The sequence below is a fragment of the uncultured Sphingomonas sp. genome, assembly GCF_964244265.1.
In the GTDB taxonomy this organism is placed as follows: Bacteria; Pseudomonadota; Alphaproteobacteria; order Sphingomonadales; family Sphingomonadaceae; genus Sphingomonas.
Genome location: NZ_CAXTHV010000002.1, coordinates 61592 through 74735 on the forward strand (window position 1 = coordinate 61592; position 13144 = coordinate 74735).

General features: G+C 66.9%; 13 protein-coding genes. 5 read left to right on the forward strand and 8 right to left on the reverse strand.

Annotated elements, in window-relative coordinates; translation table 11 throughout:
* Positions 1–5 precede the first annotated feature (5 nt).
* Together ndk and mazG are read left to right on the forward strand one after the other, a co-directional pair.
* On the forward strand, positions 6–428 hold the full coding sequence (gene ndk, locus ACFE7K_RS01265) for a nucleoside-diphosphate kinase (RefSeq protein WP_375396417.1): 423 nt from the start codon (positions 6–8) through the stop codon (positions 426–428).
* Positions 429–527: 99 nt separating this feature from the next.
* Positions 528–1238 (forward strand): nucleoside triphosphate pyrophosphohydrolase, encoded by a 711-nt coding sequence (mazG, locus tag ACFE7K_RS01270; protein WP_375396418.1) that lies wholly within the window; start codon positions 528–530, stop codon positions 1236–1238.
* 112 nt (positions 1239–1350) lie between these two features.
* On the opposite strand, the gene hflX is transcribed toward mazG, so the two are convergent.
* From hflX to dusB, 7 genes are all read right to left on the reverse strand, one after another.
* The gene (gene hflX, locus ACFE7K_RS01275; RefSeq protein ID WP_375396339.1) at positions 1351–2637 is read right to left on the reverse strand and encodes a GTPase HflX; all 1287 of its coding nucleotides are present in this window, start codon (positions 2635–2637) and stop codon (positions 1351–1353) included.
* Positions 2634–3209, reverse strand: coding sequence for an RNA chaperone Hfq (gene hfq, locus ACFE7K_RS01280; protein ID WP_375396340.1), 576 nt, complete (start codon positions 3207–3209; stop codon positions 2634–2636). Before hfq ends, hflX begins: the two co-directional genes overlap by 4 nt.
* 77 nt (positions 3210–3286) lie before the next feature.
* The gene (locus ACFE7K_RS01285; protein WP_375396341.1) at positions 3287–4657 is read right to left on the reverse strand and encodes a sigma-54-dependent transcriptional regulator; all 1371 of its coding nucleotides are present in this window, start codon (positions 4655–4657) and stop codon (positions 3287–3289) included.
* Positions 4654–6822 carry an ATP-binding protein gene (locus ACFE7K_RS01290; protein ID WP_375396342.1) on the reverse strand — a complete coding sequence of 723 codons (2169 nt, stop codon included), beginning with the start codon at positions 6820–6822 and terminating at the stop codon, positions 4654–4656. Before ACFE7K_RS01290 ends, ACFE7K_RS01285 begins: the two co-directional genes overlap by 4 nt.
* A 149-nt stretch (positions 6823–6971) precedes the next feature.
* Positions 6972–8384, reverse strand: coding sequence for a nitrogen regulation protein NR(I) (gene ntrC, locus ACFE7K_RS01295; RefSeq protein ID WP_375396343.1), 1413 nt, complete (start codon positions 8382–8384; stop codon positions 6972–6974).
* A 4-nt stretch (positions 8385–8388) separates the two neighbouring features.
* The gene (locus tag ACFE7K_RS01300) at positions 8389–9483 is read right to left on the reverse strand and encodes a nitrogen regulation protein NR(II) (protein WP_375396344.1); all 1095 of its coding nucleotides are present in this window, start codon (positions 9481–9483) and stop codon (positions 8389–8391) included.
* Positions 9452–10450: a tRNA dihydrouridine synthase DusB gene (gene dusB / locus ACFE7K_RS01305; protein ID WP_375396345.1), complete on the reverse strand. Its 999-nt coding sequence runs from the start codon at positions 10448–10450 to the stop codon at positions 9452–9454. Before dusB ends, ACFE7K_RS01300 begins: the two co-directional genes overlap by 32 nt.
* Positions 10451–10525: 75 nt before the next feature.
* Here dusB and ACFE7K_RS01310 point away from each other — a divergent pair, with 75 nt between their 5' ends.
* Genes ACFE7K_RS01310 through ACFE7K_RS01320 form a run of 3 tightly spaced genes read left to right on the forward strand, consistent with a single transcriptional unit; the run spans position 10526 to position 12718 of the window.
* Entirely contained in the window at positions 10526–11656 is a 1131-nt protein-coding gene (locus ACFE7K_RS01310) for a bifunctional 2-C-methyl-D-erythritol 4-phosphate cytidylyltransferase/2-C-methyl-D-erythritol 2,4-cyclodiphosphate synthase (RefSeq protein ID WP_375396346.1), read from the forward strand.
* Positions 11653–12189, forward strand: coding sequence for a hypothetical protein (locus tag ACFE7K_RS01315; protein WP_375396347.1), 537 nt, complete (start codon positions 11653–11655; stop codon positions 12187–12189). The genes ACFE7K_RS01310 and ACFE7K_RS01315 overlap by 4 nt, the downstream gene beginning before the upstream one ends.
* Before the next feature lies 1 nt (position 12190).
* On the forward strand, positions 12191–12718 hold the full coding sequence (locus ACFE7K_RS01320; protein ID WP_375396348.1) for a CinA family protein: 528 nt from the start codon (positions 12191–12193) through the stop codon (positions 12716–12718).
* On the opposite strand, the gene ACFE7K_RS01325 is transcribed toward ACFE7K_RS01320, so the two are convergent.
* The gene (locus ACFE7K_RS01325) at positions 12652–13137 is read right to left on the reverse strand and encodes a type II toxin-antitoxin system RatA family toxin (protein WP_375396349.1); all 486 of its coding nucleotides are present in this window, start codon (positions 13135–13137) and stop codon (positions 12652–12654) included. The genes ACFE7K_RS01320 and ACFE7K_RS01325 overlap by 67 nt on opposite strands.
* Between the last annotated feature and the right edge of the window lie 7 nt (positions 13138–13144).

The window sequence follows — 13144 nt, forward strand, 5'->3', positions numbered from 1 at the left end:
CCATCATGGCCGCGACCCGCACGTTCTCAATCATCAAGCCCGACGCCACGCGCCGCAACCTGACCGGCGCGGTTACCAAAATGCTGGAAGACGCCGGGCTGCGCATCGTCGCTGCCAGGCGCATCCGCATGACCCGCGACCAGGCCGAAGGCTTCTATGCGGTGCACCGGGAGCGGCCGTTCTTCGCCGACCTGGTGACGTTCATGATGTCCGGCCCGGTGGTCGTCCAGGTGCTGGAGGGCGAAAACGCCGTGCAGCGCAATCGCGACATCATGGGCGCGACCAATCCGGTCAATGCCGAACCCGGGACGATCCGCAAGGAACTGGCCGAATCGATCGAGGCCAATTCGGTGCACGGATCGGATTCGGACGAGAATGCGGCGATCGAGATCGCCTATTTCTTTGCGCCCGACGAAATCGTGGGCTGAAAGGGCGCATCACGCAATCGCTGATGAGTTTTACATAATGTGTATTATCACACTGAAACCTGTGACGCTCGGGATCGCCCTCTCGCGATGAGCAGCGGGATGGAGCGGCTGGTCGCGGTGATGGCGCGGCTGCGCGATCCGGTAACTGGCTGCGAATGGGATGTGGCGCAGACCTTCGCGACGATCGCGCCGTACACGATCGAGGAAGCCTATGAGGTAGTCGACGCGATCGAACGCGCCGACCTGGTCGAGCTCAAGGATGAACTCGGCGATCTGCTGCTCCAGGTCGTGTTCCACGCCCGCATCGCCGAGGAAGCCGGCCATTTTGCGCTGTCTGACGTCGTGGCGGCAATCTGTGACAAGATGGAGCGCCGCCACCCGCATATCTTCGGCGCCGTGACGGATGGCGGGCACTCTTTGTGGGAAGAGATCAAGGCCGGTGAGCGCGGCGCCAAGGGCGCGGAAAGCGCGCTCGACGGTGTCGCGATCGGCCTGCCCGCCCTGCTCCGCGCCGAAAAGCTGCAGAAGCGCGCCGCGCGCGTTGGCTTCGATTGGCCCGACGCGGACGGCGCGCGCGCCAAGATCGACGAAGAGCTTGCGGAGGTAGAGACTGCGGCGAGCGACGCTCATCGGGAGGAAGAAGTCGGCGACCTGCTGTTTGCGGTGGTCAATTGGGCGCGCAAGCTGGAGATCGATTCCGAAGCGGCATTGCGCGGAGCCAACGCGAAGTTCGAGCGGCGCTTCAGGGCGATGGAGGCGGCGGACGAGCAGTTTGCCCAGAGGAGTCTCAACGTACAGGAAGTGCTCTGACAGCGGGTCAAAACGGAGAAAGGGGCGATCGATCTCTAGCTCAGCCCGTCACGGCTTGATGAAATCAGCTCGAACCATGTTTCGTGACGCATCAACATGAAAACATCATGATCTAGCGCGTTCCGAAGCGTTCGAAGTCGCGGAGCGCCATCCGCACGTCATACGTGGCGATGTCGCCCTCCACCGCCTGCCCCAGCACTTCGCCATGTGCGTGCAGCCACGCCGCGCCGGCGCCATCGCCCGCGTCTAGCGTGATCGTATAGCGTCGATGCGCCGTGGTCAGCAGCGCGGCGATGGTTTCGAGCAGCGTCGACACTCCCTCCCCGCGCAGCGCCGACAGCGCGACGACGTCGTCGCGCCGCGCGGCCTCGCCCAGCATCTCCTCGCGCTCCTCCGCGTCGAGCAGGTCGAGCTTGTTCCATGCCTCGATACGCGGGACCGACGCATCGACGCCGATATCGTTCAGGACCCCCTCGACATCGTCCTTCTGCGCGATGCTGTCGGGATGCGCGATGTCGCGGACGTGGATCAGCAGGTCGGCCGAAACCACTTCCTCAAGCGTCGCCTTGAACGCCGCGACGAGCTGCGTCGGCAGTTCGGAGACGAAGCCGACCGTGTCGGACAGGATCGCCTTCTCGATGCCGGGCAATGAAACCTGCCGCAAGGTGGGATCGAGCGTGGCGAACAATACATCTTCCGCCATGACGCTGGCGCCCGTCAAGTGATTGAATAGCGTCGATTTTCCCGCATTGGTATAGCCGACCAGAGCGATCACCGGCCAGGGCGCGCGCCGACGGCGGTCGCGGTGCAGGCCGCGGGTGCGGCTGACCTGGTCGAGTTCGCGCCGCAGCCGTGCCATGCGGTCGCGGATCAGCCGGCGATCGGCCTCGATCTGCGTCTCGCCGGGCCCGCCCAGAAAGCCGAAGCCGCCGCGCTGGCGCTCCAGATGGGTCCAGCTGCGCACCAGTCGTCCGGCCTGATAGTCGAGATGCGCGAGTTCGACCTGCAATCGCCCCTCGGCGGTTGCCGCCCGCTCGCCGAAGATCTCGAGGATCAGCCCCGTGCGGTCGATGACCTTCGCCTCCAGCGCCGTTTCCAGATTGCGCTGTTGAACCGGGGTCAACGATGCGTCGAACACCACCAGCCCGGCCTCGGCCACGCGCATTTGCGCGCCGAGTTGCTCGACCTGCCCCGATCCGATCAGCGTCGCCGGCTTCGGCGCGCGAACGCGGTAGGCGATATGCTCCACCACCGACACGCCGATCGCCGCCGCCAGCCCGGCCGTCTCGGCCAGGCGTGCCTCCGCATCGCGCGCGCCGTCGCCCTGGTCCGGCAGCACGACGACGGCCCGGGCGCCCCGTGTGAATTCACCACGGTCGCGATCAAAGCCGGTGCTCAATCGCTGTCCGAACTCGTTGTTTCCTCGACCAGGTTCAACGGGCGCGCCGGCTGAATCGTCGAAACGGCATGCTTGTAGACCAGTTGCACCATGCCGTCGCGCTGGAGCAGCATGCAGAACAGGTCGAACGCCGCAATCTGGCCCTGCAGCATCACGCCGTTGACCAGGAACATCGTCACGCTGTCTTCCGACTTCCGCACCGCGTTGAGGAAGATTTCCTGGAGCACCATTTGTTTCTTCTGGGCCTCGCCGATCGCATCGGTGATCGCGGCCACGTCGATCGGATTGGCGGGCATGATCGTCGATATCGCATGCTTGTAGATCAGCTGCGACTGGCCGTCGCGGCGCAGCAGCACGCTGAAATTATCGAACCAGGTAACGATGCCCTGCAGCTTGACGCCCTTGACGAGGAACATCGTCACCGGGGTCTTGGCACGCCGGAGCGCGTTCAGGAACAGGTCCTGGAGCGAGGTCTGCTTGTCGGCCATGTTGGTCCTTGGTCTTGGCGATATCGTCCGCGTGGCGCCGTTTTCCGGCGTCTGGAAACGCCTTGCCCTGGCGGCGTGGCGCACTGCACAATGTATGATGGCATGGTGCTTTCGTCCAGCGCATCCGTCGGTTGATAATGGGCGGACGGTCGCGTGCTCGGTTAGTCGTCGCGGGTGTCGGTGATGCCGAGCAGCTTGAGCTTGCGGTGCAGCGCCGACCGTTCCATCCCGATAAAGGTCGCGGTGCGCGAAATGTTGCCCGAAAAGCGACGGATCTGGACGCGCAGATATTCGCGCTCGAACGATTCGCGCGCCTCGCGCAGCGGCGCGCCCATCATCGCGGTGGTGCCCGAATTGCTGCCCCGCCCGCCCAGCACTTCGGCCGGGAGCAGATCCACGTCGATCCGCCCGATGCGGTCGCCAGGCGCCAGGATGATCGTGCGCTCGACCACGTTGCGGAGCTCGCGGACGTTGCCCGGCCATTCATAGCTTTGCAGCGCGACCTGGGCTTCCTCGGCGATCTCGGGCGTCGGCACGCGCCGGTCGCTGGCATAATGGGCGACGAAATGCTTGACCAGCGCGGGGATGTCCTCGCGCCGGTCGGCCAGCGGCGGCAGGACGACGGGCACGACGTTCAGGCGGTAATAAAGGTCCTCGCGAAACCGGCCGTCGGTAATTTCGGTCGTCAGGTCTCGCGCGGTGGCGGAGACGACGCGGACGTCGACCTTGACGGTTCGCTGGCCCCCGACACGGGTGAAGCTCTGGTCGGTCAGCACGCGCAGGATGCGGCCCTGCGTCGCGATCGGCATGTCGGCGATCTCGTCGAGGAACAGCGTTCCGCCATGCGCCTGTTCGAGCAATCCGGTGCGGACGAGGTCGCCCGCCTCCTCGATGCCGAACAGCTCCTCCTCGACCCTTTCCGGGGTCATCCGCGCGGCGCTGACGATGACGAAGGGCGCCTGCGCGCGCCGGCTCCAGCTGTGGAGCAGCCGCGCGGCCACTTCCTTGCCGACGCCGGCGGGTCCCATGATCAGCACCCGGCTGCCGGTCTGCGCCACGCGCTTCAGCGTCGCGCGGACGCCGTTGATCGCCCCCGAGCTGCCGGTCAGGTCGGTATCGCGACCCGCCGAGGCCCTTAGCGAGGCGACTTCCTGGCGCAGTTGCTCGGTCTCGGTCGCCCGCGCGACCATCAGCAGCAGGCGTTCCGCCTGGAACGGCTTTTCGATGAAGTCGACCGCGCCGCGGCGGATCGCGGCAACCGCCGTATCGAGATTGCCATGGCCCGAAATCACCAGAACTGGGATCGACGGGTCTCGGCGTTTTATCTCATCGAGCAGATCAAGCCCATCCATCCGCGATCCCTGGAGCCATACGTCGAGCAGGACCAGGCTGGGCCGGCGCGTCGCGATCGCCTCCAGCGCGGCATCGCTGTCGCCCGCGGCGCGCGTGCCATAGCCTTCATCTTCCAGCACGCCGGCGACCAGTTCGCGAATATCCTTCTCGTCGTCGACGACGAGGATGTCGAGGCTCATGTCAGGCGTCCGTTGCGGGTTAGGACGGCGAGCGATCCGTCGCCGCCAGGAGTTGGTTCGGTGCTGCTAAGGTCGATCGTTGCGGCGAGCAGGCTCGTATCGAAGGCAATGGTCACGATCGTGCCGCCGCCGGGGCGATCACCGAACTGGATCGTCCCGCAATGTTCCTCGACGATCTTCTTGACGATGGCAAGGCCGAGGCCGGTGCCCCGTGCCCGCGTGGTCATGTAGGGCTCGGCAATGCGCTCGCGTTCGGTGGGCAGGCCAATGCCGTTGTCGGCGATCGCGAGCACCAGCCCGCGCGGCGCGGGATCAAGCGTCACGGCGACCTTGCCCGGTGCGGCCCCCTCGCCACGTGCCTCAATCGCTTCGACCGCGTTCTTGACGATGTTCGTCAGTGCTTGGCTGATCTGGCGGCGATCGCAGATCAGCGGCACCGGCAAGTCGGGCGCGGCGAAGTCGAAGGCGATGCGCGGATGGGCGACTTCGTGCAGGAACAGCGCTTGGCGAACCAGGTCGACCAGCGATTCCTCGTGGAAGACAGGCTTGGGCATCCGCGCGAAAGACGAGAATTCATCGACCATCCGGCGCAGGTCCCCGACCTGGCGGACGATCGTGTCGGTCAGCTTGCCGAACACCGTATCGCCGGCATCGATGTTCCCGCCATAGCGGCGTTGCAGGCGTTCGGCGGCGAGCTGGATCGGGGTCAGCGGGTTCTTGATCTCATGCGCGATTCGCCGCGCGACGTCGGACCAGGCGGCGCGGCGCTGGTCGAGCAGTTGCTGGGTCATGTCGTCGAAGGTCAGGACTAATCCGCCTTCGTCGCCGGTGACCCGCACTGCCAGCGTTCGCGCGTCGCCGGTTCCGGTAAGCTGGACGATCGCCTCGCGCCGGTCGCCGCGCAGGAATTCCGCCAGCTCGGGCGCGACATCGGTAAGCTTGGCGCCGACCGCGCGCTCCTCGTCGAGCTTGAGCAGGGCGCAAGCGGAGGCATTGAGCAGCCGGATGCGCCCATCGGGCGCAATCGACAGCACGCCCGCGCTGACCCCCGACATCACCGCCTCGATCAATGCGCGCCGGCTTTCCAATGCGCCGGTCTGCTCCTCCAGCCGGAGCGTCATCTGGTTGAACGCGGTCGCTAGAGCGCCGATCTCGTCCTCGACGCGCGGCACCGGCACGCGCGCGGTCAGGTCGCCGCCGGCGACACGCCGCGCCGCGCCGACCAGTTCGTTGACCGGACGCACCAGCCGATCCGCGACTTCAAGCGCGACGAACACCACGACCGCGATCACCAACAGCGAGATCAGCAGCAACGCGATATTGAAGCGTAGCTGGATCATTCTCGACCGGTCGAGCAGCGCACGATAATCGTTGAACACTGTTTTCAGCCGTTCCAGCCGCTCCGCCATCTCCTGCGCGCCGCCCTCGCGGGTCGAATAGAGGAACAGGTCGGTGCCCGGTACGCGCGACAGCGAATAGGTGCGCCGCGCGTCCGTATTGGCGACGCTCAGATGTCCATCGATGACCTTGCGGATGTCCTCGGGCAGTATCTTGTCCTCGAACGTGTCCGAGTTGATTACGCGATCGCGAAATTTGATCGCGCCATCGGGAGAGAGCGAAAACAATACTGAATTGGACAGGCTGCGCTGCCTGACGTCGATCTCGTAGATGTCGTGGAATTGCTCGCTGTCGATTTTCCAGTGCCTTACGAACAGCATGTTAGAGATGTCCGTCGCCATCGCCACGTTTTCGTTGTCGACGTAGCGGACCAGTTCGCTATAAGATGCCTGGGCGAGGCTCTGCGCATTTTCCAGCATTCCCCGCGCGCGGCCCGAAAACCAGAATTCGGCGCCGTATTGGAACAGCAGGGAGGCAATCACCGCCAGCAGCACCGTCGGGATCGACGCCAGCAGCGAGAAGATGGCCACCAGCCGGACGTGCAGCTTGCCCTCCCCTGCCCCCCGCTTGGCGGCTCGGCGCTTGGCGACGCGCCGCCCGAGCAGCACGATCAGCGACCCGCAGGCGAGCAGGTTGGCGACCAGGATCGAGGCAACGAGCGGCGGGGTCAGCAGTTCCTGACGCTCGCCCCGCGCGATTACCGCAAGATAGCTGCCGACCAGCAGGGCGATCGCCAGCGCCAACACGCACAGCTCGATTGCGGGCATGAGGGGTGCACGCACCAGCCGGGGCGGCGGCCGGAAGACAGGCGTAGTACCGTCAATCATCGTTGCCCGATTACAACATTGGCGTGACTAATAAAACACTCTCTGGCCAGTGCTCGTATCCGCAATCGTACCCAACCAGAATTACCTGATCAGGCCTGGATTCCCAGCGTATCCAGCCGCTTCCTTAACGTGTTGCGGTTGATGCCCATCGCCCGTGCCGTCCGCAACTGGTTGCCGCCGTGGCGCGCCAGCATCGCTTCGATCAATGGCCGCTCGACTTCGGCAATGATGCGCTCGTAGAGCGTACCGTCGTCCAGCCCGCGTGGATCGTCGCGCGCCAATCGATCCAGCCGGCTGCGGATCGCGACGTCCAGCGCAATGTCGCTGCTCGGCCCGACCGCCGCGACCGTGCCAAGCTCCCCGACCACCTCGTTCGCGCCGATCACCTCGTCGCGGCACAACGCCGCCAGCCGGCGCATGATGTTCTCCAGCTCGCGGACGTTGCCCGGCCAGTCATGTCTCTCCAAGACGGTGATCGCCGCTGTGCCCAGCCGTTTGCGCGGCAGCCCCTGGGCCGCCGCGCGATCGAGAAAGTGACGCGCCAGCAGCGGCACGTCCTGCCGCCGCTCGCGCAACGCCGGCAAGCCGATCGGCACGACGTTCAGGCGGTAGAACAGGTCCTCGCGGAACCGGCCTTCCTGGACTAGCACGGTCAGGTCGCGGTTGGTCGCGGCGACAATGCGCACGTCGGCCTTGATCGTCCGCGCGCCGCCGACCGTGGTGAACTCGCCCGATTGCAGCACGCGCAGCAGCCGGGTCTGCGCGTCGGTCGGCATGTCGCCGATCTCGTCGAGGAACAGCGTGCCGGCCGCCGCCTGTTCGAATCGCCCGGCGGATCGCGACTGCGCGCCAGTGAACGCACCGCGTTCATGCCCGAACAATTCGGCCTCGATCAGGTCGCGCGGGATCGCCGCCATGTTGATCGCGACGAACGGCGCATGCCGCCGTGCGCCGAGGTCGTGGATCGCACGCGCCACCAATTCCTTGCCCGTCCCCGATTCGCCGGAGATCAGCACGGTCAGGTCGTTCGAGATCACCCGCGCGATCACCCGATAGACGTCCTGCATCGCCGGCGACCTGCCGATCAGCGGCAAGGCGCGATCCTCCGCCTCGATCGGATCCGCTTCGTCGGGGCTTCGCCGGGCCAGTGCCCCCGCCACCGCGCGGGTCAGGTCGTCCAGGTCGAACGGTTTGGGCAGATAGTCATAGGCGCCGACCTCGTTGGCGCGGACCGCCGTCGTCAGCGTGTTCTGCGCCGACAGCACGATCACCGGCAATCCCGGATGGTCGCGGGCGATGCCGCCGATCATGTCGAGCCCGTTGCCGTCGGGAAGGACCACGTCGGTCACCACGAGGTCGGGCGGCATCGTTCGCAACTCGCGGCCGAAATCGGCGATGGTCGCGGTGGTCGTGACGCGATAGCCGGCGCGGCGCAGCGCATGGGCGACGACGGTCCGAATCGCCGCATCGTCGTCCAGCACCAGGATGTTGCCCGCGGTCACGACGTCACTCCCCGCGCGGCAACAGCAGGCGGAACACGGTGATCTCCGGCGATCCTTCGCGGGCATATTGTACCACGCCGCCCATGTCGCGGACCAGCTTGTCCACCAGCGCCAGCCCCAGCCCCTGCCCCGCGGGTTTGCCCGAGACGAAGGGATCGAACAAATGGTCGGCGATATCGGCGGGCGCGCCGGGACCATTGTCGATCACGCACAGCTCGATCGGCAAGCCCCGACGCGGCCGCCCCGGCCCGGCATCCACCGCCAGCCCATGCCGATAGGCGGTCGTCAGGACGATCCGTGGCATGGCGACGGCATGGAGCACTTCGGCCGCATTCTTCAGCAGGTTGAGCAGGATCTGCAGCAACGCATCGCCGTCGACCAGTGCCAGGGGCAATGACGGGTCGAACCGTTCCTCGATCGCCATGCCGCGGGCAAATCCGGCCAGTGCCACGCGCCGGGCATGGTCGAGCAAGGGATAGACGTTGGACGGGACCGTGCCGAGCGGACGGCGATCGGTAAAATCCTGCATCCGGTCGATCAGCGCGGCGATGCGGTCGACTTCGGCGGTGATGAGCGTGGTCAGTTCGTCCCCCGCCCCTTCCGCGGCCAGCAACTGCGCGGCGCCGCGAATCCCCGACAACGGGTTCTTGATCTCGTGCGCCAGCATCGCGGCGGCACCGATCGCGGCGCGTCCGCCACTGCGCTCGGCCGATTGCCCGACCTTGCGCGACCCGCCGGCGGGATGAAGCGCGATCGCTCGCCACCCCGGGCGGTCGGCCACCGCCGCCTCGATGTAATCGACGCGCAAGCGGCCGGTGCGGTCGGTCCCGATGTCGAAGTCGAAGGCCGAGACCGTCCGCCCGCCGCCCGCGCCGGCACCCGCCGGCGGGGTCAGGACGCTGGTCAGCGGCATGCCGACCATCGCGCGTTCGGACAGGTTGAGCAGCAACTCGCATTCGCCATTGGCGGTGGCGACACGGCGTGCGGGATCGATCAGCAGGACGGCCGTCGGCAGGCACGCGAAGAGTTCCGCAAAGCTCGGCGTGCTGGCGGATGTCGCCGGTGCGTCAGGCCGCGGCGCGGGTTCGCCAGGGAGCATAGAATTTACCGAGCATCGCCTGGACACGCCGGGCATCGGGTTCCTGGTTCACCCGGTTCCTGAACTCGGCCGAACCGGGAAGGCCGCGTGTGTACCAGCCGATATGCTTGCGCATCATGTTGACGCCGATTTCCTCGCCATAATGGCCGAGCATATCGTCATAATGATTGGCGATGACGCGATATTGCTCGTCGATCGAGGGATCGTCGACGAGCCGGCCGCCGGCCAGGAACGTCATCACCTGGCCGAGCAGCCATGGGCGACCATAGGCACCCCGTCCGATCATCACCCCGTCGGCGCCCGATTGCTCCAGCGCGCTCACCGCATCGGCCGGCGAGCAGATGTCGCCGTTGACGATCACGGGAATGGCGACCGCCTGCTTGACCGAACGGACGAAGCGCCAATCGGCTTCGCCCTTGTACATCTGGTTGCGGGTCCGGCCGTGGACGGTGACCATCCGCACCCCCAAATCCTGCGCGATGCGCGCAAGTTCGGGGGCGTTCAGGCTGGTATGGTCCCAGCCCATCCGCATCTTCAGCGTGACCGGGACGTCGACCGCCCTGACGCAGGCGTCGACGATCGCGGCGGCGAGCGTCAGGTCACGCATCAGCGCCGAGCCGGCATCGCCGTTGGTTACCTTGCGCACCGGACAGCCCATGTTGATGTCGACGATCGCGGCGCCCTTGTCCTGAGCCAGCCGGGCCGCCTCGCCCATCTCATAGGGGGTGCAGCCGACCAACTGCATCGACACGGGCTCCTCGATCGGATCCCACATCGCCTTCTGGATCGACTGGCGCGTCTCGCGGATGGCGGCCTGGCTGGCGATCATCTCGGTAACGTTGAGCCCCGATCCGAACCGCCGCACCAGCCGACGGAACGGCAGGTCGGTGACGCCCGTCATCGGTGCGAGGATCACGGGATTCTCGATCCGTACCGGGCCGAGCTGAAGGGGGGCGAGGTTGGTCATGCGATGCCTGAAAAACAGGCAGTACCGGCTGGTGTTGGTGCTGGCAAGCCGCTCGGCGCTGGGCTATCGCGCGGCATGGCGCCATCCTCGACCGTCGCCCTGATCGTCGCCGCCGGCAACGGCGTCCGGGCGGGCGGCACCCTGCCCAAGCAGTTCCAGCCGCTCGCCGGCCGGCCCGTGGTCGAGCACAGCCGGGCCGCGTTCCAGGCCCATCATGAAATCGATCGCGTCGTCACGGTGGTTTCGGCGGATCAGCAGTGCGAGGTCATGGGGGAGACGGTCGTCGGCGGCGCCACGCGCCGGGAATCGGTGCGCAACGGGCTGGAAGCGATCGGCGCTGCGGCACGCGTGCTGATCCATGACGCGGCCCGGCCGATCGTGCCGGCAGACGTGGTGGATCGACTTCTCGCCGCGCTACCCGAGGGGGGAGGCGCAGTACCTGCCCTGCCCCTTCCGGACACGCTGGCGTCGGGCCAAGGCGTGCTTGGCGAGATCGTCGATCGCACCGGGCTGCTTCGCATCCAGACGCCGCAGGCGTTCCATTTCGACGCGATCCTGGCCGCGCATCGTGGCTGGCCGCCGGGCGAAGAGGCGACCGACGACGCCCAGATGCTGCGCCGTGCCGGGGGGACGGTCGCGCTCGTGCCGGGCGACCCGCTGCTCGACAAGATCACCTATCCCGGCGATCTCGCGCTGGCCGAGGCCAGGCTGGGCGCGCGTATGCGGGTACGGACCGCAACCGGTTATGACGTCCACCGGCTGGTCGCCGGCGAGCAATTGTGGCTCGGCGGAATATTGGTCCCTCACGATCGCGGCTTGTCGGGGCATAGCGACGCGGACGTTGCGCTCCATGCCATCACCGATGCGGTGCTGGGGACGATCGCGGCGGGCGATATCGGCCAGCATTTCCCGCCGAGCGACCCACGCTGGCGCGGCGCGGCATCGAGCCAGTTCCTCCAGCATGCCGCCGCGCTGGTCGCGGCCCGCGGCGGCGAGATCGACTTTGTCGACCTGACGATCATCTGCGAAGCGCCGCGCATCGGCCCGCATCGGGACGCCATGCGCGATCGCATCGCTGCGCTGTTGCGGGTCGGGCGCGATCAAATTAGCATCAAGGCGACCACGACCGAGCGGCTCGGATTCACCGGTCGTGGCGAAGGCATTGCCGCTCAGGCCCTCGCGACCATCAGGATCCCCGCATCATGAATCGAACCAGTCGGACCGGCGCCGCGATCCTCTCACTGCTCGCCAGCGGCAGCGCCGCCGCCCAGCCCCTTGCTCCCTGCCTGACCACCCCCGAAGCCGAGGCGCTGGTGATCACCGCGGTGCCGGCGCTCGTCACCTCGCTGGCGGTGGTCTGCGCGCCCGCGCTGCCGCCCAGCGCGTTGTTGCGCCAGCCCGACAATCCCTATGGTGCGCGCTATGTCGCCGCGGGCGACGCCGCGTGGCCGACCGCCAAGACCGGGCTGGCCAAGATCGCCGGCCCGGACATGCAGCCACTGCTCGAATCTGATCTCGCGCGGCCGATGATCTCGGCGATGGCCGGGCCGCTGGTCGCCAAGGACTTCAAGCCCGCCGACTGCGCTCCCACCGATCGCCTGCTGACCGCGTTGGCGCCGCTCACCCCGCGCCAGGCGGCGACGGCGTTCGTCGCCCTCTTCCAGCTGGCCGATGGCGGGCGCAAGATCGACGATCGCAAGAAGTCCGCGCTGCCGCTCTGTCCGCTCGGCCGGAAGTAACGTGGATACCATCCTGCCCGCCGAACTGGTCGCCGCGGCGCGCCGCGTGGTAGAGGCCAATCGCGCGGCAGGGCGCACCATCGCGCTCGCCGAAAGCTGTACCGGAGGGCTGGTGGCGGCGGCGATTACCGAGATACCGGGGTCGTCGGAGGTGCTGTTCGGCGGGTTCGTCTCTTATTCGAACGATGCCAAGCTGGGCCTGCTGAAGGTCAGCGAGGACGTGCTGGAAACATTCGGCGCGGTGTCGATCGCGACCGCCTGGAGCATGGCGCGTGGCGCATTGGAAGCGACCGGCGCCGATGTCGCGGTGGCGATCACGGGGGTTGCCGGTCCGGGCGGCGGGACCGACAAGAAGCCGGTCGGGACGGTCGTCTTCGCCCGCGCTGAACGCAACGCGGATCCCGCCGACATGGTCGCCGACAAACATTGTTTCGGCGATCGCGGACGCGGCGGCGTCCGGCTTCAGGCGGTGTTATGCGCGCTTGAACTGTTGATGCCGGGCGATGGCGAGCCGTCCGACGCGCCATAGAGCATGGCGGCCCGCTGCTCGAACGCGCCGATCATGCGGCGCAGGGCGGCGCCGAACACCTGCCCGGCGAGCATTTCGAACATGCGGTTCTTGAACTGGAAGTCGACCGAGAAATCGACGTCGCAGCCACCGGGCGCGGGGCGAAAATGCCAGTTGTTGGTCAGGTATTTGAGCGGGCCGTCGAGGTAATCTACCTGAATGGTCCCCGGCCGCGCCTTGCTGACCTTGGACGTGAACTTCTCGCGCAACCCCTTGAACCCCACGATCAGGTCGGCGACCATCTCCACCGCTCCATCGGATCGCACCCGTACTGCCGTCACCCAGGGCAGGAACTCATTGTAGTGCGCGACATCGGCGACCAGATCGTACATCTGTTCGGCCGTGTAGGGCAGCCGCCGCGTCTCGGCGTGACTGGGCATCAGCCGC